This window comes from Mesorhizobium sp. P160219 (assembly GCF_057786095.1).
This window is the reverse complement of the sequence record NZ_JBYNWG010000001.1, coordinates 5,499,627-5,523,484: the sequence shown is the minus strand read 5'-3', so window position 1 is coordinate 5,523,484 and position 23,858 is coordinate 5,499,627. Positions and strand designations below refer to the sequence as shown.

20 protein-coding genes are annotated in these 23,858 nt (G+C 62.4%); 17 read left to right on the top strand and 3 right to left on the bottom strand.

What is annotated here, in order from left to right:
- Positions 1-45 precede the first annotated feature (45 nt).
- The 3 genes from AC3EMP_RS26745 to AC3EMP_RS26735 form a co-directional block, all read right to left on the bottom strand.
- Positions 46-936, bottom strand: coding sequence for a carbohydrate ABC transporter permease (locus AC3EMP_RS26745; protein WP_023714612.1), 891 nt, complete (start codon positions 934-936; stop codon positions 46-48).
- Positions 933-1,892: a carbohydrate ABC transporter permease gene (locus tag AC3EMP_RS26740; protein WP_023733177.1), complete on the bottom strand. Its 960-nt coding sequence runs from the start codon at positions 1,890-1,892 to the stop codon at positions 933-935. The genes AC3EMP_RS26745 and AC3EMP_RS26740 overlap by 4 nt, the downstream gene beginning before the upstream one ends.
- Before the next feature lie 81 nt (positions 1,893-1,973).
- Entirely contained in the window at positions 1,974-3,452 is a 1,479-nt protein-coding gene (locus tag AC3EMP_RS26735) for an ABC transporter substrate-binding protein (RefSeq protein ID WP_023696294.1), read from the bottom strand.
- A gap of 205 nt (positions 3,453-3,657) precedes the next feature.
- Between AC3EMP_RS26735 and AC3EMP_RS26730 the strand changes: the two genes are divergently transcribed.
- The 17 genes from AC3EMP_RS26730 (at position 3,658) to AC3EMP_RS26650 (ending at position 23,827) form a co-directional block, all read left to right on the top strand.
- A complete protein-coding gene (locus tag AC3EMP_RS26730; RefSeq protein ID WP_023681193.1) occupies positions 3,658-4,368 on the top strand; it encodes a GntR family transcriptional regulator in 711 nt (236 codons plus the stop codon).
- Between the two features lie 54 nt (positions 4,369-4,422).
- Positions 4,423-5,589 (top strand): mandelate racemase/muconate lactonizing enzyme family protein, encoded by a 1,167-nt coding sequence (locus AC3EMP_RS26725; protein WP_023681194.1) that lies wholly within the window; start codon positions 4,423-4,425, stop codon positions 5,587-5,589.
- 55 nt (positions 5,590-5,644) lie between these two features.
- Positions 5,645-7,003, top strand: coding sequence for a mandelate racemase/muconate lactonizing enzyme family protein (locus AC3EMP_RS26720; protein WP_352710810.1), 1,359 nt, complete (start codon positions 5,645-5,647; stop codon positions 7,001-7,003).
- A 47-nt stretch (positions 7,004-7,050) separates the two neighbouring features.
- Positions 7,051-7,377 (top strand): NIPSNAP family protein, encoded by a 327-nt coding sequence (locus tag AC3EMP_RS26715; RefSeq protein ID WP_023702115.1) that lies wholly within the window; start codon positions 7,051-7,053, stop codon positions 7,375-7,377.
- A gap of 8 nt (positions 7,378-7,385) precedes the next feature.
- Entirely contained in the window at positions 7,386-8,588 is a 1,203-nt protein-coding gene (locus tag AC3EMP_RS26710) for a mandelate racemase/muconate lactonizing enzyme family protein (RefSeq protein ID WP_352710812.1), read from the top strand.
- A gap of 450 nt (positions 8,589-9,038) precedes the next feature.
- On the top strand, positions 9,039-15,293 hold the full coding sequence (locus AC3EMP_RS26705; RefSeq protein ID WP_352887195.1) for an RHS repeat-associated core domain-containing protein: 6,255 nt from the start codon (positions 9,039-9,041) through the stop codon (positions 15,291-15,293).
- 44 nt (positions 15,294-15,337) lie between these two features.
- Positions 15,338-15,568, top strand: a complete 231-nt coding sequence (locus AC3EMP_RS26700) for a hypothetical protein (RefSeq protein WP_352710816.1) — start codon at positions 15,338-15,340, stop codon at positions 15,566-15,568.
- A 42-nt stretch (positions 15,569-15,610) separates the two neighbouring features.
- Positions 15,611-15,922: a transposase gene (locus AC3EMP_RS26695; RefSeq protein ID WP_352710818.1), complete on the top strand. Its 312-nt coding sequence runs from the start codon at positions 15,611-15,613 to the stop codon at positions 15,920-15,922.
- Positions 15,923-16,020: 98 nt separating this feature from the next.
- On the top strand, positions 16,021-17,085 hold the full coding sequence (locus AC3EMP_RS26690; RefSeq protein WP_352710820.1) for a PilN domain-containing protein: 1,065 nt from the start codon (positions 16,021-16,023) through the stop codon (positions 17,083-17,085).
- Positions 17,085-17,678 carry a type II secretion system protein GspM gene (gspM, locus tag AC3EMP_RS26685; protein WP_352710823.1) on the top strand — a complete coding sequence of 198 codons (594 nt, stop codon included), beginning with the start codon at positions 17,085-17,087 and terminating at the stop codon, positions 17,676-17,678. Before AC3EMP_RS26690 ends, gspM begins: the two co-directional genes overlap by 1 nt.
- On the top strand, positions 17,675-18,247 hold the full coding sequence (locus tag AC3EMP_RS26680) for a hypothetical protein (protein WP_352710826.1): 573 nt from the start codon (positions 17,675-17,677) through the stop codon (positions 18,245-18,247). Before gspM ends, AC3EMP_RS26680 begins: the two co-directional genes overlap by 4 nt.
- Before the next feature lie 386 nt (positions 18,248-18,633).
- Positions 18,634-19,467: a hypothetical protein gene (locus AC3EMP_RS26675; RefSeq protein ID WP_352710828.1), complete on the top strand. Its 834-nt coding sequence runs from the start codon at positions 18,634-18,636 to the stop codon at positions 19,465-19,467.
- Positions 19,464-21,107, top strand: coding sequence for a GspE/PulE family protein (locus tag AC3EMP_RS26670; protein ID WP_352710830.1), 1,644 nt, complete (start codon positions 19,464-19,466; stop codon positions 21,105-21,107). The genes AC3EMP_RS26675 and AC3EMP_RS26670 overlap by 4 nt, the downstream gene beginning before the upstream one ends.
- Positions 21,107-22,324, top strand: coding sequence for a type II secretion system F family protein (locus tag AC3EMP_RS26665; RefSeq protein WP_352710833.1), 1,218 nt, complete (start codon positions 21,107-21,109; stop codon positions 22,322-22,324). Before AC3EMP_RS26670 ends, AC3EMP_RS26665 begins: the two co-directional genes overlap by 1 nt.
- Positions 22,321-22,791 carry a prepilin-type N-terminal cleavage/methylation domain-containing protein gene (locus tag AC3EMP_RS26660; RefSeq protein ID WP_023687880.1) on the top strand — a complete coding sequence of 157 codons (471 nt, stop codon included), beginning with the start codon at positions 22,321-22,323 and terminating at the stop codon, positions 22,789-22,791. The genes AC3EMP_RS26665 and AC3EMP_RS26660 overlap by 4 nt, the downstream gene beginning before the upstream one ends.
- Positions 22,773-23,120 carry a PulJ/GspJ family protein gene (locus tag AC3EMP_RS26655; RefSeq protein ID WP_023687881.1) on the top strand — a complete coding sequence of 116 codons (348 nt, stop codon included), beginning with the start codon at positions 22,773-22,775 and terminating at the stop codon, positions 23,118-23,120. Before AC3EMP_RS26660 ends, AC3EMP_RS26655 begins: the two co-directional genes overlap by 19 nt.
- The gene (locus tag AC3EMP_RS26650; protein WP_352710836.1) at positions 23,117-23,827 is read left to right on the top strand and encodes a type II secretion system protein GspJ; all 711 of its coding nucleotides are present in this window, start codon (positions 23,117-23,119) and stop codon (positions 23,825-23,827) included. The genes AC3EMP_RS26655 and AC3EMP_RS26650 overlap by 4 nt, the downstream gene beginning before the upstream one ends.
- The last annotated feature ends 31 nt before the right edge of the window (positions 23,828-23,858 follow it).

Here is a 23,858-nt window from a genome sequence, read left to right as displayed (position 1 = left end):
GGCGGATTCAGATTTGAGGTCGAACAGACCTGAAATCATCCGGCTCTAGTGTTTGACCGCGCCTTCTGTAAGGGCGCGTACGAAGTATCGTTGCAGGAGGAGGAACAGCACCACGACGGGCACGCTCATCATGAAGCTGGCCGCCATCAGGCCCGGAAAGTCCGTCGTATTCTCCGAGAAGAAACGCTGTATGCCGACCGGCAGGGTCAACTGCTCGTTCTTGGAAAGGAAGGTGTAGGCATAGATGTACTCGTTCCAGGCGCCAATGAAGGAATAGATAGCTGTGGCGATGATTCCGGGCGTCGAGAGAGGCATCACGATCAGGATGAAGGCCTGGAACCGGGTCGCCCCATCGATCCGCGCCGCCTGCTCGAGCTGCACCGGAATGTTGTCGTAAAAGCCCTTGAGCAGCCAGATCGCCAGCGGCAGGCCGAAGGTGAGATAGGTGAGAATGAGCGAGCCATGCGTGTTCACCAGCCCGATCGCGCGCATCAGGATGAAGAGCGGCACGAGAAAGATCACCGCCGGGAACATGTTGCGCAAAAGCACGGTGAAGAACAGGAAGTTTCGACCGGGGAAACGAAAGCGCGAAAAGGCGTAGGCCGCAGGAACGGCCACGATCACCGAAAGGATTGTGGTGACGGTCGACACGTAGAGGCTGTTCCAGAAAAAACGCAGGAAGTCCTGGCCGACGCTGTTTTGCGGATCGAGCAGCTTTTGGTAGCTGGCCAGGGTAGGCTCTTCCGGCCACCATTGCGGTGGGAACTGCATCGCCGCGAAGCCGGACTTGATCGAGGTGATCAGCATCCAGATCATCGGCAACGCGGTGTAAAGCAGCATGAACACGAGGAAGATGCGCCCGGCCCAACGCCATCCGTCGATGCGCATGCGGCGCCGGGCCGGACGTCGAGGGACTGTCTCGACGATCGTGCTCATGCGCTCCCCTCGTTGCGCTCGTTGCCGGCCAGCGCACGGACGTAGAAGTAGCCCAGCACCATCAGCATGAGGAACAGGAGTACCGAATAGGCCGATGCGACGCCCCATCGCTGCCGGCCGAAGGCGAGCTCATAAATGTGGGTGATCCAGATGTGCGAAGCGTTCGACGGCCCGCCACCGGTCATGATCCACGGGATGATGAAGGAATTGAAATTGGCCACTGCGAGCAGCAGGATCGTCACCGTCGAGACGTTGCGCAGATGCGGGAAGGTGACGTGCCAGAAACGCTGCCATGCATTGGCCCCGTCGACTTCCGCGGCGCGCAACAACTGGTCGGGGACCGTCTGCAAACCGGCCATCATCATGATCATGGCAAACGGAAACTCGCGCCAGATATTGACGACAATCAAGGAGGGCAGCACCGTGCTGACGTTGTCGATGAAGTTCGGCGGCCGGTCAGCCAATCCGAGGCCGACCAGCACCGCGCCGATGATGCCGAAGTCCGAATGGTAGATCCACTTCCAGATATAGGAGGCGGCAACCGCGCTGATGACCCAGGGAATGATCAGGATAGCGCGCAGGACACCCCGGCCGATAAACTCGCGGTGGAGGGCCAGCGCGGCGGCAAATCCCAAGGCAAAGGCAACGAAGGTAGATGCGATCGTCCAGATCAGGGTGTTCAAGGTGACTTTCCAGAACACCTGACTGGTGAGGATGGCCGTGTAGTTGTCCAATCCGATGAAGGTCTTGTCGCGGAGCTGCAGGCCAGGCGGCGTCTTAAAGAACGACAGCTCGACCGTGTAGTAGATCGGATAGGCGATGACGATGAGCATCACGGCGATCGCTGGAAGCACGTATGCGTAGTCGGCGCGATGCTCCCAGATATTCCGCAGCATGCCGGAGCTACCGGGTTGCAATCTTCGGCGAGCCTCGGCCTTGCCGGTCACGATCGTCACGATGGCGTGCCCTTGTTGTTAGGAGCAAACCGGCTGCACGCACTGTCGGCACAGCCGGTCGGATCGCAGGTCAGGCCCGGACTAGAGTCCGTCCATCAGGTTCTTCACCTTCTCGGCCGCGTCGTCCGCTGCCTGGTCGACGGTCATCGCTCCGGTCAGGGCGTTCTGCAGCATGTCCGGGACGATGATATTCATGATCTCGGGGGATTGCGGCAGCGCCGGGAACGGAATGCCGTATGGCAACATCGAGGTCGTGACATCGAGGAACTTGATGTTGTCCAGACGTTCCTTCATCCATTTGGTCTTGAAGCCGTTGAGGTTGCCCGGGTTCGAGCCGGCATACGCCATCTTCAACGACCATTCAGGGCTCGTCCACATACAGATGATGGCCTTTGCAGCCGGCTCGTCCACCTTGCCGCCCTCGACATATTCGGGCTTCAGGATGTGAATGTTCGAGCCGCCAAACACGACGGCACGCTTGCCGTCGGGGCCGGTCGGAATCAGGCCATAGCGCATGTTGTCGATGACGGTCTGCGCCTTGTCCTTGTCGGCGCCCGTTGCCTTCTTCTGCAGGTCGAGCATGACGTTATAGTCGGACGGGTGCGAGACCATCATGCCGAGTTGGCCGGCGACGAACAGGGGCTGGTTATCGGCCTGCTGGTTGGTGAGGGCCGAGACCGGAACCGACTTGTCGCGAACATACATGTCGTAGGAGGCTTGCAACGCCGCCTTGCTCTGCGGGCTATTGAGCTCGACCTCCTTATAGGTCGGGTTCGCGGAGGCTTCGTCGAAGACACCGCCGCCATAGGCCCATAGTTGCGGCATGAAGCGGTACGGCGTGTTGCCGGCGTTCTTGCGCGCCACGAGGCCGTAGCCGGCTATGCCGAGCTTGTCATGGATCTGCTTGGAATATTTGACGACGTCGTCCCAGGTCGCCGGAGCCTTGTCCGGATCGAGGCCCGCACGCTTGAAGATGTCGGCGTTCCAGATGAACGCCATCGTCTCATTGTTGGTGGGAATGCCGTAGGTCACGCCATCCCAGGTTACCGCCTTCATGGCGCCGGGCCAGAAATCCTCTGTGGGATAGCCCACATCTTCCGGCTTGAGCGGCTGCAGATAACCCTTCGAGGCGAACTCGGTTCCGCCCAGGATTTGCAGGCGGACCGCCATCGGCGCGGCATTGCCCAGCAGCGCCGTGCGGAACTTGTCGAGAAGGTCGTTGTAGGTGAGGGCCTGATCCTCGAGCTGGATGTTCGGATAGGTCTTGCGGAAGGTCTCGAAGAAATCCTTGTAGTACTGACGCAGCAGGTCGGGGTCGCCCTCGAACACGCCCTGATACCAGAACGTCAGTCGCCCTTTGTAGTCGAGCGGGGTGACCTTGCCGCAATCGGCGGCCGTGTCGAAATCCTGTGTGCCGGCGATGGAGCGCACATACTCCGGCGACCACTTGCTCAAATCGACCGGCGGCGCACCCAGCGCCGATCCCGACATGAGCGACGCCATCAAAGCAGTGGCGACAGTGCCGCGCAGGACGGCACCGCCGAGTGTAATCCTCGTCATAGTATCCTCCCAGATTCTCCCATGCCGCTGTGCGCCAAGGGGCTCGTCCGACCGTGCGGGATGCGTCCTTCTGCTCAATGTATCCCTTCGATCATCTGGTACGTTTTCAGATCGTGGATTGCCTGTCAACGCACCCGATCGTACATTGTTTGCAAAACGCGTGTATGATATCGAGCATGCGATGTACTAATCGGGGGAGCCGGCTTTGGCCGAAACAAGTGATTTCAAAGCAGAGCCACCCGTGGGGATTGATCCCATCGGGGCGTCCAGCGAGGGCGCCTCGCTTTATGAGCTGATCCGGGAAGACATCATCGAGGGACGGCTCGCCGCCAACGAACGGCTTGTGGTCACCGATCTCGCCCGGCGTCACGGCACCTCGACCAACCCCGTACGCGAGGCGCTGCAGCTGTTGCGAGGGGAGGGCTTCGTCACCTTTGTCGCCAACCGTGGCGCGCGCGTCCGGCCCATAGACCAGGATTTTGTCCGGGATATCTACGAGATCGGAGTCCTGATCGAGCCGGCCCTGACGCGATGGTTCGTGAACATGGCGACCGGCGAGGACATCGCCGAACTCGAACGCATCCAGGCTCTGATCGAAGAGAACAACTTCACCGACACATTGCGGCACAGTGAACTGGATACCGCCTTCCACACCGTAATGTACCAGCGCCACTACAACCGCCATGCCGCCGAGCTTTGGTGGAAGCATCGCGAAGTGCTGCGAGCCGTGAGCCGGCGTTTCAATTTCACGCTCGCGCGGCGGGCCGCCATCATGCGTGAACACCGCGAGCTCATCGCGCATATCAAAGCGGGAAATGCCGACGAGGCGGCCGAACTCATTGCCCGCCATGTCGAGGGTTCCGGCCGGCACGTTCTCGAACAGATGCGTGCGCGCAACGCCGCTCGGGCCGGATAGAACTTCCAGCCCAGAAAATCATTGGTCCGGCCATCAGACAGAGGTAGTTGAGAGATGAAAATCACGAGCGTTCGGCCGTGGCTGATCAAGTCCGATGCTTCCTATTGGGGAGAGTTCCTGTTCGTCGAGGTGACGACCGACGAAGGGGTCAGTGGCTGGGGGGAAATCACCACCACCACAAGGCTCGCCAACCGCGCGCTGTGCACGATCCTGCGGCAGATCGGTGTTGCCGTCACAGGTGAGGATCCGGCGCGCATCGAGCATCTCTGGCACAAGATTTTCCGCAGCTTCACCTATATGGGCAGCCGCGGCGCCGCAGTCGAATGCGTGAGCGCCATCGACATAGCGCTCTGGGACATTCGCGGCAAAGTTCTAGGCAAGCCGATCTACGAGCTGCTGGGCGGTCCGGTACGCGATGAAATCGCGCTCTATACCCACCCCAACCAGGCCAAGTTTACCAGCAAGGAGGCTGTGGTCCGCGAAATTCGAGACATCGTCGAATCCGGACACACCGGGCTGAAGTTCGATCCTTTCCCCCACCAGGGCCGCATCGCCGATGGCTTGGCGCGCGAACAGCGGGACGGCTACCTCGATGGCAGCATGACCCGCAAGGACGAGCGCGAGGCTGCCGAACTAACGGCTTTGATCCGTGAAACGGCGGGGCCCGATGTCGACATTCTCATCGACGCGCATGGCCGCTTCGACGTCCCCACCGCCATTCGCCTCTGCCGAAGCCTCGAGGAAGCCGGCCAGATCGACTGGTTCGAGGAGCCATGCCCGCCAGAAAGCCTCAATGCTCTCAAGCAAGTGCGTGAGAAGGTCAGTGCCGCCATCTCGTGGGGCGAGCGCGGCCACACCAAATGGGATTTCGTGCCGGTGCTCGAGAACAGGCTTGCGGACTACATCATGCCGGACGTTACCTGGACCGGAGGCATTACCGAACTGAAGAAGATTTCCGCCCTGTGCGAAGCCTACTACATCCCGGTCTCGCCCCATGACGCCGCGGGACCGATCAATGTGGTTGCGGGAGCGCAGGTGATGATGACGGTTCCCAACTTCTACAAGCTCGAAACGTCGGAGTGGAATCTCGATAAATACAACCACCTCATCGACGAGCCACTCGATGTTTCGAACGGCAGCCTCAAGCTGGCGTCGAAGCCGGGTCTGGGCGTCGAGATGAACCGAGACTACCTGCAGGCCCACGAGATAGAGCTTGGCTAGCAACGCTTATGCAGGCCGGGGGTGCGGGGCGCCACCATCAGAACGAGGATAAGCCATGGCAAAGACGGGTAGCGCCGGCGAGGCGCTCAATCGGGTAAATACGAACTCCAGGCCGAGCGACCTGCGCATCACCGACCTGCGCGTCGCCGAAATCGTCGGCGCACCGTTCACCTCGGCGCTGGTCAAGATCTACACCAACCAGGGCATTGTCGGCCTGGGCGAAGTGCGCGACGGCGCCAGCGCGACCTATGCGCTGATGCTCAAGAGCCGGTTGCTGGGCGAGAACCCTTGCGACGTCGACCGGCTGTTCCGCCGCATCAAGCAATTTGGCGGCCATGGACGGCAAGGTGGTGGTGTCTCGGCAGTCGAGATCGCGCTGTGGGATCTCGCTGGCAAGGCCTACGGCGTGCCGGTCTACCAGATGCTTGGCGGACGGTTCCGCGACAAGGTGCGGGTCTATTGCGACACCGACGCGGACAAGCCCAGCGGCACCGAGACCGGCAAGCGGCTCAAGGCGCGGATGGATCTTGGCTTCACCTTCCTCAAGATGGATCTCGGTCTGGCGCAGATCGCGCACATATCGGGCGCAGTGGTGGCGCCGGCCGGCGTGCTCGACGGTTTCCGCAGCCATGCCGCGCGCGGTCCGGCACGCACGCTGGACGAGCGCCGGGCGCGCAACGCCGCCTATGATGCGCAGAACGTGCCGCATCCCTTCACCAGCCTCCATTTCACCGAAAAGGGCCTCGACCTGCTCGATCAATATATTCACGAGGTCCGCGAGGTGATCGGCTACGAGGTCCCGCTCGCCATCGACCATGTCGGCCACATCTCGCTGCAGGACGGCATCCGTCTGGCCCGGCGGATCGAGAAGTATGCACCGGCCTGGCTCGAGGACGTGATCCCCTGGCAGTACACCGAGCAGTATCGGCAGTTGCAGCAGGCGACCTCGGTGCCGATCTGCACGGGTGAGGACATCTACCTCAAGGAAGGCTTCGAGCCGCTGCTCAACGCCGGCATCTCGGTCATCCATCCGGATCTGCTGACCACCGGCGGCATTCTCGAGACCAAGAAGATCGGCGACGCGGCGCAGGAGCATGGCGTCGCCATGGCCATTCACATGGCGGAAAGCCCGATCGCGGCAATGGCCGCCGCGCATGTCGCGGTGGCGACGGAAAACTTCATGGCGCTCGAATATCACAGCGTCGAAGTCGACTGGTGGGACGATATCGTCACCGGCCTGCCCAAGCCGCTGGTCAAGGACGGCTTCATCACCGTGCCCGACAAGCCTGGTCTGGGCATCGACGACATCGTCGACGAAGTGATCAGCCAGCACCTGCAGCCCGGCGTCACCGGCATCTGGCAACCGACCGATCACTGGGACGACGAATATTCCTGGGACCGCACCTGGAGCTGACTCTACACTTCTCTCCTCGGAGGGAGAGGTGAACAGAAGGATGGACCATGATCTACGAACTTCGCATTTACGACTGCGTGCCGGGCCAACTCCCGGCGCTGCTCAAGCGTTTCAACGACCATACCTTGGCGCTGTGGGACAAGCACGGCATCCGCCAGGCCGGGTTCTTCACCACGGTGGTCGGCGAAAGCAGCAATCGACTGACCTATTTCATCGCCTGGGAATCCCTTGCCGAGCGCGAAGTGAAATGGAAGGCCTTCACCACCGATCGGGCATGGCTCGAGGCCCGCGACGAGTCTGAGCGCGATGGCCCGATCCTGGCCAATATTTCCAGCCAGTTTCTCGCGCCAACCGCCTTCTCGTCGGTGAAATAGAGGACATCATGAAGATCACCGATCTCAGGTGCGCCGTCATCGGCAGGCACCCCATCGTGCGCATCGTCACCGACGAAGGCCTCCATGGCCTCGGGGAGGTCGAGTACACCAAGCCTTATCTGAAACCCTGGGTGCTGCATTTCCGCGACGCGCTGATCGGCGAGGATCCGACGGATGTGGAACGTTGCATGCTGAAGATCCGTCAGCGCGGTTCGTTCAAGCCCTATGGCGCCGCCGTCAGCGCCATCGAGCACGCTCTGTGGGACATCGCCGGCAAGGCCGCCGGCGTCCCGGTCTACAAGCTGCTTGGCGGCAAGGTGCGCGACAAGGTTCGGGTCTATAACGGTTCCATCCGCAAGAAGCGCACCGGCGACAGGCCGGAGGATTACGCGGCCGACGTCAAATGGATGATGGAGCGGCCGGAAGCTTTCTTCATGGTCAAGCAAGGCATCAGCTTTCATTCCAACATGAAGACCAGCGTCCCCGACTTCCACTACGGCGTGCGTCAGCCGCCGACCTATCACGGCGCGATGGACCAGGGGCAGATCAGCGAGCGCGGCATGGCGCATATGATCGACTGCGTCATCGCCATGAAGGAGGTGCTTGGCGACAAGGTCTCGCTGGCGCTGGATTGCGGCCCCGGCTGGTTCCTGCCCGACGCCATCCGCTTCGCGCGGGCCGTGGAAAAGTACAATCTGATGTGGCTGGAGGATATGCTGACCGGAGACTATGTGCCATGGGTCAATCCACAGGCCTACCGTGAACTCACGACATCGACGTCCACGCCCATCCACACCGGAGAGCAGATCTATCTGCGTCATAATTTCAAGGAACTGATCGAGACGCAGGCGGTTCGCGTCATCGGTCCGGATCCCGCCGACATCGGCGGCATCGCCGAGCTCAAATGGGTGGCCGAGCACGCCTACATGCACTCGATCATGATGGCGCCGCACGGCACGGCGAACGGTCTGCTGGGCCTCGGTGCGCTGATCAATGTCTGCGCCACGCTGCCGGCCAACTACATCGCCTTCGAATATCCCAGCGCCTCCGACCCCTGGTGGGAGGACATCGTCGTCGGCCTGCCCAAGGGGCAGATCGTGAAGGACTCCATGATCGACCTGCTCGAAGCGCCGGGACTGGGTGTCGACATCGATGCCGAAGCAGCGAAGAAGTACCTTGCGGAAGAGGACGCCGGTTTCTTCGACCAATAAAAGATCCGACGCGGCGACCTGTAGAGTTGCCGCGATGCGGTCTCCAGCGGTGCCCAAGGGCAGGGCGCCTGCCCAAAATGGGTGGCATAAAGCTTCAAACTAGCAAGCAAGCCGGTCTGCCTGCTGTCAGACGGGCGGCGACGTCGTTTTATCCTGGCGGCGCCGCTGCTGCCGGGCATCGACAGCCTTTACCTGGATGTCGGAAGGCTTCTGGTCGCTTTGCGCAGGCACACTTGCGACGAATGCGGGTGACCGCCCTGGCTCGGCAACGTCGAGACACTGAGGGGAGCGCCCTTGTGCGATCGCTCCGCTGGCAGGGGCGCCTGGCGCTCTATGCGGAACAACTCATGCGTGCAAAATAAAGCTGTGGATATCTGGGTTGTGACGGGTTGCCGTCGTATAAACCAAGTCAAGCCGGAGTAGCGTCAAGCAACTGACTCGGGGGATTCAATGAAGCGGTTGCTTTTGGGCGCGGCTGTGCTTGCCGCTGGCGTCTTCGGCGCGGATATATATTTCGTTTCTTATATTAGAGATGGCGCAGGGATCGGGGCGTTTGCGCAGAACGCACAAAGCGCCTCGCCCGAGGCGCCAGCCAGTGGCGGCCTTGGCAATGGCGGCGCCGCACTAGGCGGCGGCTCTTCGACGAAGCAACCGGCCGCAGGCGCGACGGGTGACGGGGCGACCGGCAGTCCCGATGCGGCGGCCAAGGTCGGCGCCGAGCCGGCGGACGCCAAGGCTGATGATGCGAGCGACGCCAAGGCTGCCGATGCCAAAACGACCGACGCGAAGGGCAAGGCCACAGAGAAGACGACCGATACGGAAGCAGCGCCGGAGGAACCTGCCGCGGCAGCGGCGGCAGTGGAAGCAGCCACGGCAACCGAGAGCGGCGATCCCGAAGCGGTCGGCACGCCGAAGGTGGATCTACCCAAGGCTGGGGGCAACGGCAATCTGGGTTACGCTGTAGGCATCGACGTCCCCGATTATCACGGCATCGAGCCGCAGATCGCGCTGAACTACAATTCCTCACGCAAGACCAAGACCGGTGGCCTCTACCAGGGCTGGCTCGGCTATGCCTGGGGCCTCGACGGCTTCGATGTCATCGAACGGGCCACGCCGGGCTATGGCATGCCGGCATACGACGCCAATGACATTTATCTGCTCGACGGCCAGGCGATGGTGGCCTGTGCGGCTGGCATGGTGTCGCCTTCCTGCGCGACCGGCGGTACGCATGCGACCGAGAATGAAAGCTATCGCCGCATTGCGCTGAACGGCACCACTAACGAATGGAGGGTTACCGACCGCGACGGCACGGTCTCGACTTTCCGCTCGGTGGCGGCGGTAGCCAATCTGACGCCGACCGCCGGTACGCCGGCCTATGACCTCGCGATGAGCTATCGCTGGCTGCTGACCTCGGTCGCTGACACCAACGGCAATAGCGTAACCTATACCTACACCTGTCCGGCGAGCCCGGTCTGTTATCCCGATGCTGTCAGCTACAATGGTACGGTGGTCAAGTTCTACTACGAGACACGGCCCGATATGATCCTGATGGGCAATGGCCGCGATATCTCCGAGACCAGCCAGCGCATCAAGACGATCGGCATTACGGTCTCAGGTGCGGTGCGCGGCGCCTACAAGCTGACCTATGACCAGGCGCCGTTCTCCAACGCCTCGCGGCTGACCGTCGTCACGCGCTATGGCACCGATGCGACTGGTACTGTCGACGGCGCCATCACCGGCGGCACGGCAAAGATCCTCGGCCAGATGACCTATCAGAACACCGATGGGGTCTACACGACATTCAATAGTGCGCCCTCCAAATTTCAAGGAGCTCCAAAGGAGACCGGTGATCTCAATTTTGACGGCCGCGACGAAATGTTTGGAGACCAAGCGGGGACAACAACAACGCACTCCGGAGGAAGTGGTGGCGACACAGTAACGAGCCATTTCAGAAAAAAACATATATACAAATTTAGTTCAAATGGAGAGTTTGTTGAAGAAATTGTAAAAGACGTCAACGCAGACGAAGATTATTTTTCACAATCCGGAAGATTTATTGCAGGAAAAAACACGGCTGATTTTGCAGATTCGGTGATCCATACTTTCACTGACGGCCACACCGGCCGCTCTACTTATACCCCTCAAAATTCACTTCTTAAGACGGACACTTCGCTTGGGTTGACAAAAGCGCCTTGTTCGCCAACGGCACCAGCCGGTTACCAAGCCATTTGTGACGGGCTGCCAACTGGTGGGGCTACAAAATCCTTGTGGCCCGTTGTTGCTGACGCTGATGGCGATGGCATCGACGCCGTCAACGCCGTCGGTGGCAGCGCGCCTAGAACCATAATAGGCGTCGGCGATTTTCTAGGCAACGGACGGCAGCAGCCGCTCTACTGGGGCGCTGGCGGAACGGCAAGGAAGGGAACGCTTTCGAGCGGCGTTTGGCAGAAGAGCGGAGCGTCCTTCAGCATCAGTTGCCCGGCGCAGGAATCGCAAACCTCCGGCACATGCGTATTTGCCGATATCAATGGCGATGGGGCAACGGATGTTTTCCGCTTCGGCGGCAACGGCGTCGCGGTTTGGCTATCGACGGGCCTCGGCTTCAAGAATTACTCTATTTCCTCGATGTCGGGAACATCTGCCATCCTGCGCGACTTCGACAATGACGGGCGCACGGATGTCATCACGACAAGCGGCAGGCAGCTATCGCCACCCCAGCCGTTTTGGACCGGCCCGATCAAGATTTACTCGTTGCGGCCCTCCTCGACGGCGATGACGCCGGTGGAGTTCACAATGCCCGCGACAGCGAATGTTGGAACCGTCATCGGCGACTTCAACGGCGATGGCCTGCCTGACTTCACCAACTACACCAGCATGTTCATCTCGAATGCCGGCACCGGCAACCCGAATCTGCTAAAGCAGATTACCACGGAACTCGGCGGCACGGTTGCGGTGGAGTATTCGCCGTCCTCGACCTGGGTGAACAACTACCTGCCGCAGGTCGTGCATGCGGTGACGAAGCTGTCGGTGAGCGACGGGCGTGGCCAGACGGCCGTGAGCGCTTACGCCTATGCCGGCGGCAAATACGATCCGGCTGCGCGCAAGTTTCTGGGCTTTGCCTCGATCGTCGAGACAAAGCCGCTCGCCAATGGCGAGACGGCGCCGTCGAAGATCGAGACCACTTACCGCCAGGATCTGGCAAGCTACGGCCTGCCGTCACTGACGGTGTGGCGGGATGGCGCGGGCACCGTGCACAAGCAGGTGGCCGAGACCTATGTCGTCAACACCGCGGCAAAACCCTACACCGTGCAGAACGCGGCGACCGATACGACGCTGACCGAAAACATCAGCCGCAGCTTGCGGGTCCAGCGCTGGTTCGATGCCTACAACAATGTCTTCTTGCAGGACGACTACGGCCGCACCGATGTCAGCGGCGACGAGACCCGGACGGCGCGCTGGTTTGCACCCAACACATCTGCCTACATTGTCTCGCTGCCCCGCATCCAGACGATACAAGCGGGTCTTGACGAGACATTCCCATTCATCAGCTACAAGGCGTTTTTCTATGACAATCAGCATGGCGACAACAGCGCGCCACCGACCAAGGGCAACCTGACCTGGTCGATCGATTATGCCGATGTCTACTCGACACCGCAGAAATATTCCTACCAGGTCTTTGTCTATGACACTTATGGCAACAAGATCTCTGCCACCAATGTGCTCGGCCACAAGACCGAGTGGGACTATGACGCGGTCTATCACCTCTATCCGGTAACAGAGCGGGCGCCGCGCTATTTTGCGACGGGTGGACAGACGGCGGACACGCGCTTTGTCTCGACGGCCACCTACAACCCCACCTGCGGATTGCTGGCAACTAAGACTGACCTCAACGGCCTGGTCAAAACCTTCACCTACGATCCGTTCTGCCGGCTCTACCAGGTCTCACAGAGCGTCACCGGCGCCTATGCCAAGACGCGCTTCGAGAATGAGGGCAATCCGGCAACCCAGGCGCTGGTGAAGTACACGCCGCTGCCCAACGGCGCGAGTGGGGGCGCCGGCGAGGATTTTACCCGCTCGTATTACGATGGGCTTGGCCGGGTCTATCGCGTCGAAACCCCGGGAGAAACGGCAGCCGGTGCCAGGCGCATTGCCGAGACCGATTACGATCTTCGTGGCAATGTGCTGCGCAACGCCTTCCCTAGGTTTGTCGGCGAGGCGGCGCAGTGGACCACCAATTCCTATGACTGGGCCGATCGGCCGGTGAAGACCGTCAATCCGGATGCCAGCCAGCGCACCTATCTCAACGAGTTGGCGACGGGTGCTGGCATCAACCCGCGGCTGAACGCGGTGGTAACGACCGACGAACTCGGTCATCAGACCAAAACCGGGTGGACGACGCATGGAGATATCGCGGCCGTCGTCCGCGATTTCACGGGCCTCATCCTGGTGGAAAGCCGCAGCTATGACGTGCTCGGCCGATTAATCGGCGTGACCGATCCCGGCGGTTCAAACTGGACCTACACCTCCGACATGGTCGGCAACCGGCTGTCGGCGTCCGATCCCGATCTCGGCACATGGTCCTACACCTACGATGCCTCCAACCGGCTGGTCAGCCAGACCGATACCAGGGGCACGGTCACCACGCTCAGCTATGACCAGATGGACCGGCTGACGCTGAAGACGGCAACGGCTCCCGGCGGCAGCGCGGTGACGCAGGCGCAGAACACCTATGATCAGGCAGCCGCTGGCTATTACAATATCGGCCAGCTGACAACCTCGACCAATCCGGCTGCCACGCAAGCCTACAAATATGACGGCTTCGGCAAGGTGGCGCGTCAGGATGCCATCATCGGCACGCTGACGCATACCACGACGAGTGTGCGTGATGCCTCCGGGCAAACGCTGGCGACGCAATATCTGCCGGTGCAGCTCGACTTCGGCACGGTGGCCGCACCGCTGCAATACAGCCCCGGCAACAGGCTCGTTTCCGCCCCCGGCTTCATCACCTCGACGCTCTACGAAGCCGATGGCCAGACGAGGGAGATCACCTACGCCAACGGCGTGAAGACGACCTTCATTTATTCGCCGACCCGGCGCTGGGTGACGCGTGTCACGACATCGAAGGGCGCCACCATCCTGCTCGACGATCAGTATGCGAGGGACAATCTCGGCCGCATCACCGGCACTACAGGGCAGACGGCTGCCGACAGCTGGACCTATGGCTATGACAATGCCGACCGATTGATCTCATCCGACAATCTCGGCGACAACACGCTGGACGAAACCTTCGTCTATGCCGCCAACGACAATATGGTCTCGCGAACCCGTGTCGCCGGCACGTACATCTATCCCGCGGCGAGCGCAGCGCGTCCGCATGCGCCGATATCCGTCGGCGCCAATGCCATGGCCTATGACGCCAATGGCAATCTGATCTCCGACGGCAGCCGCACACTCATCTGGGACGAGGCCAACCGGCTGAAGACCGTCACGCTTGCCGCCAACACCGTCAACCTGAGCTATGGCCCGGACGGCGCGCGGGTGAAGAAGGCTTCAGTCTTCGCCACGACACTCTATCCCGACGCTTCCGTCGAGATCAATCCGGCAACGCCGGGCGCGGAAATCTACACCAGATATCCGCATCCCGACATCAAGGTGACCGGCACGACAAAGGCCTTCCTGCACCGGGATCACCTGGCCTCGGTGCGCATGGTCACCGATGCCTCAGGCAATATCGCGGAAGCCACCAACTACGCCACCTATGGCGAGCGTCTCAACACCGGCTTCCAGACGCAGAAGAGCTACATCGGCGAACGCTTCGATCCCGAGACCGGTCTGGTCTATCTCAATGCTCGGTACATGGATCCGGTACTGGGACGGTTCATCTCGGCAGATGAATGGGATCCAACATTGTCGGGTGTCGGGACCAATCGGTATGCCTATGCGCACAACGATCCGGTCAACAGGAGCGATCAGAACGGACACCAGGACGCAGGCGAGACCAAGGTTGACTCAGGCACGGGCAAAACTCTGGGAATAAACGACAAAACGAGCGACAGGTCGAAAGAGCTGAGTAATGAACTTACATTGGGCGCCAAAGACAGGATGCAAATTGCTCAAGACCTTGGGCCTCAATTCAAAAAAGGCGAGAAGCTTAGCTTTTCAAGCTTCTACGGGAGCATGGCCGCTGGAGCATACGACGCGGTCTCTGGTTTGGTTTCATTTGCTACCGGTGGCAAAGTTGACATGGGCAGTTATGCACCACAAAACACCTCACAAGCCCTTGGCATGCAGCATGGTGCGGTTACCTTGGGGGCAGTCGGTTTTGGAGCGACAGGCTTAACGTCCGTTCCGGCGGTTGCCGCTCCGAGAGTTCCAACCATTGGCGGCATCTTGAAAGGCTACCATCCTGATACGATGATCCACCTAACGCCGGAAGCTCCGGTGGCCTTTGCTGCCGGAGTTGATCCGGGCACTTACTTTGCGCGACTTGGTGATGTCTCTGATATGACCCTCTCAACATACCAAGCAAATGTGGTGGGAACCCTTGCGCCTGCCAGCTTGGGTAACCCTGTTGCCGGGTTCGTTGCAGCCCGCCCAGGAGTTGGAACCTTTATATCGCGCGGAAGTTTTACGAACAATGCGGCGGTGACAGAATATACTAACACTACAAATTTTTCTCCTTCTTCCTATGTTCCGTTGAACTAGTTCGAAGTAGGTGATCGAGGAGAAACCAAAACTGGACCTTGGCAATGCCTTATCGAATCAAGAGAATTCTACTAAAAACCGGCGAGATACTAACTGAGCGCACTCTCCTTGGGGGCGGCATTTTGGTGGATGAGGAGGCTCCGGTGGTCGGCGATATAGTGGAAACCACGGTTCGTGGTCAGCCAATGAAAGTTGAAATAATCTGGGGCCATTGGGCCGATCGGCGCTCAAGTAACCCGGATATGATCGTTCCTTTGCGTGCGAAGGAAGTTTAAGGATTACGAATTACTACGAATGACGGTTCGGTTCGAATTACGGTGACGGTCTACTTTCGCCTTTTGCTGGCTTTCCCGAACCTGTGTTCTTATCAGCCACATGTCCGCCTTGCCCGCATAGTCGTGCCAAGCCTGCCGCGCCACGCCACGCAACTCGGAAACGGCCGCGCCAAGGTGTTTTTTGCCCCGAAAGACTATACGCTCTACAAGAACCTTCTGGTGGAGCACTGCCACGTCGCCGACGTCGGTATCTGGGCATGGTCCCTGATGCCTAACCATGTGCATCTGATCCTGACGCTGGCCGACCCTGATGGCCTGCGGCGTTCACACCAAGCCAACAAAAGCTGTGGCTAATCCGCCCTCCGCGGTCTCGCTGATATCCCCTTCACACCAGCCCCTGTAATCTCATGCTGAAAAACCTCGGCCGAGAATCAGCTGGGGCGGGGTGGGCCGTGGCTGGACTTGGCGCGCAATGTCTGGATTTCCGGGACTGGTGGCTCGAGGAGCTGCGAGGGGCCTGGGCGCGGCTTTCGCCGAAGCCGAAGCAGGTTTCCACCGGCGACTGGATCGTCAGCCTGGCCGATGACGGCATTCGCGTACGCGAGGCAGGCGCGCCGGAGTTTCAGTCGATCCCGTTGGCCCTCACTGCCTCTTCCGACGAGATCCTGGCGCTACTGCAGGGTGGGCGGCGCGTCAGGCGGCCGCGCTTCGATATTGTCGTCCAGCCCGGCCTGTACCTGACAAGGCAGCTGGCACCGCGGCTTCTGCCGGTTCGACAGGCGTGCGACATGGCGGAGCTCGACCTGCTGGCCGCGACACCGCTCGACCCGGCGCAGGTGCATGTCGTGTTTGCCAGGGATGCCGGGGCCAGGCCTGCCGGGCAGGACAGCACCTACCATGTCGTCAAGGGCAAGACTCTTGTCCCGGTGCTGGACGCGGTGCGCCGCGCCGGCGGTTCGGTGCGCGGCCTGTCGCTGGCGCAGCCCGAAGACACGTTGCGCGCCGATCCGCTCAGCCTGGCCGCCATCTGGCCGCCGACGGCGCGCGACCGGCGGAAGCGCAGCGCCTGGATCGCGGCGTGTTCGGCGCTGGCCGCAGCCCTGCTCATCACCTTCGTCCATGCGCACTGGCTGATATGGCAGGCCGATGGCGAACTCGACACGCAGATTGCCGATGCGCAGGTGCTGGCAAAAACGGCCCGCGCCTCGCTGCAGAAGCGCCAGGCCGGCATCGAGCGGGTCGAGAAAATCCGCCAGGAAAAGAAGACCACGGCGTCGCTGGTGCGGGTCTGGGCCGAACTCACGCATCTGCTTCCCGACACGGCCTGGCTCACCGATCTCTCGGCCAAAGGCGACGACCTTGTTATCACCGGCTTTTCCACTTCCGCCGCCGAACTGATCCAGCCGATCGATGCCTCGCCGCTGTTTTCGGCGCCTGAATTCGCTTCGCCCGTGGTCAAGGTGCCCGGACAGGACGGCGAACATTTCACCATTTCGGCCAAGATCGGAGCGCTCTGATGCTCTCCGCCATCCTCAACACCAGCCCGCCGCTCCGCCGCCTGATCGCGCTGGCGCTGGCAGTGGTGGCGGCGTGTCTCTGCGCCTGGCTGGTGTTCGCGGCGTTCGACAGCGTCGCTTCGGCGCGGGCCGGGATCGAGGAAAAGCGCGCGCTGCTCGGCCAGCTGCAAAATGTGGCAGCGCTGGCCAAGCGCCTCGACAGCGACGCCAGCCCGGAGGCTACGGCAAGTCCCGAATTCCTCACCGGCGAGAGCGAAGCGGTCATTCGCGGCGGCCTGCAGAAGCGGCTGAACGCGATCGCCGCCGCCAATGGGGTGAGCGTGCTGTCGGCCGGCAATGCCCCGGTGCTGAGCGAAGGCGGCGTCGATTTCATCGGGCTGCGGGTCAATCTGGCGGGGCCGTTGGAAGGCATCCACAACGCCGTGCTCGCCTTAGAGACCTCGCTGCCGGTGCTGTTCATCCGCGAGGCGACGTTGCGCACCACCGATGTCAGCCCTGCCGCGGGGCGGGCCGGCGACCCCGAGCTGTCTGCCGAGATCCTGTTTTACGGCCCGCTGCAGACGCAAAGTCCGCCAGGCGGGGTCAAGCCATGAAATTCGCGGGCCTGGCGGTTGCAGCTGGTATCGCGGTTCTCGTGCTGGTCAATGTCGCGCTCTACAACACGCCGGTCGACATCACGCCGATCGCCTCCGGCAAGGGGCATGATGGCGGCCCGGCTTCGGCGACGGGCGCGCTGCAGTTTCCCGAGGCCGGCGATTTCAGCGAGACGTTCCAGCGGCCGCTGTTCACGCCGATGCGGCGGAAAATCGTGCCGCCGCCGCCAGCACCGCTGCCGGTGGAGGTGGCAGTGGCGCCCGTCGAACAGGCGCCTCCGCCGGTGGACGTCGCGCCAGTGGCCGCGCCATCGCTGCTGGGCATCAGCATTCAGGGCGGGGCGGGAAAAGCCCTGCTGCGCGTCGCCGGCAAAGATGAAGCGCTCTGGTATGCCAGTGGCGAGACCGTCGATGGCTGGACGGTCTCAGTGATCGACAAGGACCAGGCCGTGCTGGAGCGGAACGGCAAGGTGGCGCGCATCCCGCTGCATCCGCCATGGCAGAACCCGCCGCCGGCGCCCCCGCCAGCGCCAGCCCTGCCACCGCCGCCACCTGAGCCGGAACTATGAGCGCGCGCATGTTTGCTGAGAGTAAAGGCAGGGCAATCGCATTTGGTGGTGCCAGTCCCCCACTCCGTCCGCTGCGCGGCCACCTTGCCGGGGCGAGCCACGGGTCTCGCCCGTCCTTCGGACCCCCCATGTCCATGGGGGAGAGGAAACCCAAGCGTTTCAAGGCCGCGACCTCGGCGATTGGCATTTCCTCTTCCCCCACGAATGTGGGGGAGAGGTGGCTCGGCGAAGCCGAGACGGAGTGGGGGAACGCCATATGCGATTGCCCTGCTTCCCCTTGCGGGAAGGGGCCAAGGGTAGGGGTATTCTTAAAACGCAAAGCTCTCCCAGCCATAGACGCAGATAGCACCAGCGCCGGCTTTTCGCTGGTCGCGGTGCTGGTGTTCATGCTGATCGTTTCGGCCATCGTCGTTCCCTTCGCGGTCACCGCCAGGACGCGGCTGATGATTGCCAACAACGAGCTGGAGCAGGAGCGCCTGTCGCTGCTTGCCGAGGGTCTCGGCAATGTGGTGGCGAGCGAATTGACCGGCGACCAGGTCACTGAAAAGCTGCCGCTGGATTCCACGCCAGCCGCGTGCCGGTCGGGAAAATACAGCTTTGGCCTGCGCGTCCAGGATCATGGCGGGCTGATCGATCTCAATGCCGCCGACGACCGCCTGCTCGGGCTGGGCTTCGCCGCGCTCGGCTTCGAGCAGCAGATGGCGGACGAACTGGCAAGGGCCGCGATCCGGTTTCGCGACAGCGCCAAATTGTTCGCCGGCCTGCCCCAGGCCAGAAGCCCGGTCGGGCCGCCCGAGGACAAGCAGGCGCCGTTCGAATCCGTATCCGAGCTGCAGGAATTTTCTGCACTTGCGCAAATCCCGCTGCGCAACCTGCAGGGGATTTTCACCGTCAACTCCAAGCGCGGCACGGTCAGCTCCGATCGGGCGCCGCGCCGGCTGCGCGCTGTTCTCGTCGGCGGCCCCGACGCATCGGTCGTTGCGGGCGCGAGCGATGTATCGGCCTACACGGTTGACATCGTTGTCAGGCAGGACGGCTCCGGCATCACAGGCGAGGCCGGCTTCATCATCGAGAAATCTCACAGCTCGTCGCCATTCTCACGCGTCTCGCGCAGCCCGGCCGGCTCCCCCGCCGCACTGCCACCGTCCACGGCCACTGCCGGCTGTGAGATGCTGTTCGGCCCTGAGGCCGCGCAATTGCTGGCGAGGTGGACCGCATGAACGCTTCCGTCCAGGCCAAGGGGATCGAGGCGTTCCTCACCTTTCTCGAAGGCGAGAAGGTACTGACCGCGCATGCCGCGCAGCGCGCATTGGGGGCGTCGCGAACATCCGGCCATCCGTTCGATACGGTGATGACTGAACTCGGACTGATCGGCGAGCAGGAGCTTGCCAACAGCCTCAGCAGTTACCTTGAAGCGCCGACGCCGGTGGATGTCCCCGAACAGATCAGCGCCGAAATGTTGGCCGGCGTGCCGCTCGCCTATCTCCGCGAGAACGCCATCCTGCCCTTGCAGATGGACGCCGAGCGGCTGGTTGTCGCCGTCGCCGATCCGTTCTCGTCGGCAACCATCGATGCGCTTGCCTTCCACTATGAGCGGACGCTGGCGCTGCGCATTCTGCCGAGGCGCGTGATCGCCGAATGCATCGACCGCATCGAGCAATCGGCGCTGGCGTCCGTCTCCAATGGCGGTGCTACCGGCGGGATCATGGATTTCGGTCCTGACGATCTCGAACGGCTGAAGGATTTCGCCCGCGAGGCGCCAATCGTGCGCTTCGTCGCCGAGACCATCCACAAGGCGGTCGATGCCAGGGCCACCGACATTCACATCGAGCCGCTCGAGGATCATGTCCGCATCCGCTTCCGCCATGACGGCATGCTGTCCACCGTCGACACCGCCCCGATTGCGATGCTGTCGGGCATCTCAACGCGGATCAAAGTCCTGTCGCGGCTCAACATTGCCGAGCGCCGCCTGCCGCAGGACGGGCGCATGCGCATTGCCGTGCGCGGCAGGGATATCGACCTGCGCGTCTCGATCATCCCGTCCATCCATGGCGAAGCCATCGTGCTGCGCATTCTCGACCGCGCCGGGGTCGAGCTGAAGCTGGAGAAGCTCGGCTTCGACAGCGCCGCGCAAGCCAAGATCCGCTCCATGTCGCAATCGGCCAACGGCATCGTGCTGGTCACCGGGCCGACCGGCAGCGGCAAGACGACGACGCTCTATTCGATCCTGGCCGAACGGTCGCGGCCCGACGTCAAGATCTTCACCGTCGAGGATCCGGTGGAATACCGCATGGCCGGGATCACCCAGCTGCAGGTCAATCCGGCGATCGACCTCGACTTTGCCGCGGCCCTGCGGTCGATCCTGCGCCAGGACCCCGACATCATCCTGCTCGGCGAAATCCGCGACCGCGAGACGGCGCAGGTCGCGGTGCAGGCAGCACTGACCGGGCATCTGGTGTTCTCGACGCTGCACACCAACAGCGCGGCGGGCGCGTTGACACGGCTGCGCGACATGGGCATCGATGGTTACCTGCTGGGCGCGACGATCCGCGGCGTCATCGCGCAGCGGCTGCTGCGCCATGTCTGTCCGGCCTGCCACGGCGTTGAGCCGCCCGGTTCGCCCTGCCGCACCTGCAATGGCTCGGGCTATAGCGGCCGCACGGTGACCTACGAAATGCTGCAGGTTTCGCCGCGCATTGCCGAACTGATCGACCAGGGCGCCGGCGAAATGGAGATCGGCCGCATAGCCGCGCAAGACGATCTGGTGCCGATGTCGATCCATGCCACAGCGCTTGCCCGCTCCGGGGTTACCACGATGGACGAGGTCCGCCGCGTCATCGATCTCGCGGGGGATGGCTGATGCCGGCCTTTGCCTATCGCGCCTATCTCGTCGACGGCAGCACGGAGAGCGGCGTCCTCGATGCCTCGACCAAGCAGGAGGCCGCCCGCAAGCTGGCGCAGCAAGGGCGCCGTTCCTATCACCTCGCCCCGGTAAGCAGCGACAGACCGCAGTTGCGCCTGCCGGGGCGAAGCGCGCTGACCTTTACCCGGAAGGTCGATCTCAGCCGGCTGTTTTCCGAGCTGTCGGTGCTGCTCAACGCCGGCTTCACCGTCGACCGCGCCCTCGGCGCGGTCATCGCCGGCGAGGCGAACCGCCAACGGCGCCAGCAGCTGCAATCGGTGCTCGATCTCACCACGGGCGGGCGGCCGATCGCCGAGGCCTTTGCCGCCCTGCCGGGCATCACCTCCGATGTCGCGGCACTTCTCGCCAGCGGTGAGCGCAGCGGCAAGATGGCCTATATCTGCCAGCGGCTGGCCGACACGTTCGAGGCCACCGCCAAGCGCCGCGCGGCAATCGGCGAGGCACTGGCCTATCCGGCCTTTCTGCTTTTGGTGATGAGCGGGGCGCTGGTCATTCTGGCGACCGTGCTGGTGCCGGCGCTGGAGCCGATCTTCGAGGGCTCATCCGCGCCCAAGCCGTTCACCATGAAGATGCTGTCGGTCTTCGGCACGGTGTTCCGCGACTACCCCTTCGTCTTCCCGCTGGCGGCAGTGCTCGGCCTTTTGTCCTATCTCGTGCTGTCTCGCTCTGCCGGCGCCAGAAAACAGTTCTCGCACGCGGTGTTGAAGATACCGCTGATCGGCGCGCTGGTCAGGGATGCCGTCATCGCGCGCTACCTTGAAACGCTGGCCTTGCTGCTCGGCAATGGCGTGGCGATGACCGAGGCGCTTGGGCTCGCCGCCAATGTGTCGAGGCAAAGCTCGCTCGCGGCAAGCTTTGCCTCGATCGAGGACAATGTCGCCAACGGCGCGCGCCTGCATGGCGCGGTCGTCAAGGCGGGGATTTTCGATCATGCGACGATGTCGCTGGTCTCGCTCGGCGAGGAGGCGAACGCGCTGCCGGTGGTGCTGGATCGCGCCGCGAAAATGCTGCAGCTGACGCTGACGCGGCGCATCGACACGGTGCTGAAGCTGCTGACGCCGGCGCTGACGATTTCGCTTGGCTTCCTCGTCGGCAGCCTGGTCATTTCGGTGATGACCACGATCCTCTCGATCAACGATCTGGCGCTGCAATGACCGCCGCCGCCGCGAAAGCCAGCCAGCAGGCGGAGGCCGGATTCACCCTGGTCGAAATGCTGGTGGTGCTGGCGATCATGGCGCTCATGGCGGCCATCGCCGCACCCGGGCTGGTCAGCCACTACCGCAGCAAGAGCCTGGAGACGCTGGCCGGCGAGATCACCATGCGGCTGCGCCTGTCGCGCACCTCGGCCATTGCCACCGCGCGGCCGAGAGAGGTCCTCGTCGATCTCGGCGCCCGCACCATTCGCTTTGGCGAGCGCGATGTTTTCGCATTGCCGGATGACGTCAAACTGACGGTCGTTACCGGCCAGGAGACCGTCGTCGCCGGACGGCAAACGGTGCTGACTTTCCTGCCCGACGGCAGCGCGTCGGGCATGGATATTTCGCTGCAGCAAAAGGCGCGGACCGCGCGCATTGCGGTCAACTGGCTGACCGGACTTCCGACATGGCGGGCATTGCCGTGACAGAGCCTTCGTCCGAAGACGGGTTTTCGATCCTGGAAATGATCGTCGCCATGACGATCCTGGCGCTGGTGCTCGGCATCGCCAGCCAGTCGATCGTGCTGGCCAGCCGCAGCATCGCCATCGCCAAGGCGCAGATCGAAGCGGCGAGGGCCGCGCGCATCATGCTGTCGGAGTACGAGGCCGGAACGGACAGCAGGCGATCCGGCTGGCAGTTGCAGACGCGCCCGATCGTGGTGTCGAAGACGAAGATGGTTGCCGTCGTCATTGGCAGGAGTAACGGCGCCGGCCAGCCGTTCCTGACCTTCGTGCCCGCGAAGGATCGGCAATGATCCGGCGGCTGGTCCAAGCCCATGCGCGTCGTGGGGGCCGGCCATCCGGGCAGCGTGTTCTCAAGCAAATATTCGGGACCGACCGGCGCCCCAAATCATCGGCATCGGTCGAAGGCTTCGCGCTGATCGACGTGCTGGTCGGACTGGCGATGATCGGCGTGATCTCCGCGCTGATGATCGTCTTTCTCGGACAGGCGCGGACCATGATGCGGATCCAGAAGACGACCGAGATGCAGATGGAGGTCGATGCCGCGGCGCGGTTTCTCGAAACGGCGATCGGCAGCGCCGAGCCGCTGCCGTTGTCGCAGTCGACGCCCGACATGGTGCTTTATCTCAGCGGCACCGGCGCGCGCATCGAGTTCAACGCCGTTCAGGCCATCGGCTTCAAATCCTCAGCCTTGCGCGAGGTCGCCGTTTCGCTTGGAAGTGACCTGTCCATCGTGCAGAAAATCCGACGCGGCAGCGATGCCGCCAAATCGACTGGAGGCCAACCGGTGCTGCTGATCGCCGGCGTCAGCGCGGTAAGGTTCGAATATCTCGACGCCTCGGCCAAAGTCCCGTCATGGTCGGCGAGCTGGTCCGCTCCACGGCGTCTGCCTGCTGCCGTGCGGTTCACCATCTCGGTGGCGAGGGACGGCGCGACCTACTCGTCGACGGGCTTTGCCCGCCTCGATCTGGCAACCGCCGTGCCGCCGCCGGTGAGCTGAAGAGCCTGACCCATAACGCGTCCCGTCTCGC

What these genes read in the sequence shown, in the direction of transcription:
- AC3EMP_RS26745 (WP_023714612.1), bottom strand. Translation starts at nt 936, where the DNA reads ATGAGCACGATCGTCGAGACAGTCCCTCGACGTCCGGCCCGGCGCCGC.
- AC3EMP_RS26735 (WP_023696294.1), bottom strand. Translation starts at nt 3,452, where the DNA reads ATGACGAGGATTACACTCGGCGGTGCCGTCCTGCGCGGCACTGTCGCC.
- AC3EMP_RS26725 (WP_023681194.1), top strand. Translation starts at nt 4,423, where the DNA reads ATGAAAATCACGAGCGTTCGGCCGTGGCTGATCAAGTCCGATGCTTCC.
- AC3EMP_RS26720 (WP_352710810.1), top strand. Translation starts at nt 5,645, where the DNA reads ATGGCAAAGACGGGTAGCGCCGGCGAGGCGCTCAATCGGGTAAATACG.
- AC3EMP_RS26715 (WP_023702115.1), top strand. Translation starts at nt 7,051, where the DNA reads ATGATCTACGAACTTCGCATTTACGACTGCGTGCCGGGCCAACTCCCG.
- AC3EMP_RS26710 (WP_352710812.1), top strand. Translation starts at nt 7,386, where the DNA reads ATGAAGATCACCGATCTCAGGTGCGCCGTCATCGGCAGGCACCCCATC.
- AC3EMP_RS26705 (WP_352887195.1), top strand. Translation starts at nt 9,039, where the DNA reads ATGAAGCGGTTGCTTTTGGGCGCGGCTGTGCTTGCCGCTGGCGTCTTC.
- AC3EMP_RS26700 (WP_352710816.1), top strand. Translation starts at nt 15,338, where the DNA reads ATGCCTTATCGAATCAAGAGAATTCTACTAAAAACCGGCGAGATACTA.
- gspM (WP_352710823.1), top strand. Translation starts at nt 17,085, where the DNA reads ATGCTCTCCGCCATCCTCAACACCAGCCCGCCGCTCCGCCGCCTGATC.
- AC3EMP_RS26680 (WP_352710826.1), top strand. Translation starts at nt 17,675, where the DNA reads ATGAAATTCGCGGGCCTGGCGGTTGCAGCTGGTATCGCGGTTCTCGTG.
- AC3EMP_RS26675 (WP_352710828.1), top strand. Translation starts at nt 18,634, where the DNA reads ATGCTGATCGTTTCGGCCATCGTCGTTCCCTTCGCGGTCACCGCCAGG.
- AC3EMP_RS26670 (WP_352710830.1), top strand. Translation starts at nt 19,464, where the DNA reads ATGAACGCTTCCGTCCAGGCCAAGGGGATCGAGGCGTTCCTCACCTTT.
- AC3EMP_RS26665 (WP_352710833.1), top strand. Translation starts at nt 21,107, where the DNA reads ATGCCGGCCTTTGCCTATCGCGCCTATCTCGTCGACGGCAGCACGGAG.
- AC3EMP_RS26660 (WP_023687880.1), top strand. Translation starts at nt 22,321, where the DNA reads ATGACCGCCGCCGCCGCGAAAGCCAGCCAGCAGGCGGAGGCCGGATTC.
- AC3EMP_RS26655 (WP_023687881.1), top strand. Translation starts at nt 22,773, where the DNA reads ATGGCGGGCATTGCCGTGACAGAGCCTTCGTCCGAAGACGGGTTTTCG.
- AC3EMP_RS26650 (WP_352710836.1), top strand. Translation starts at nt 23,117, where the DNA reads ATGATCCGGCGGCTGGTCCAAGCCCATGCGCGTCGTGGGGGCCGGCCA.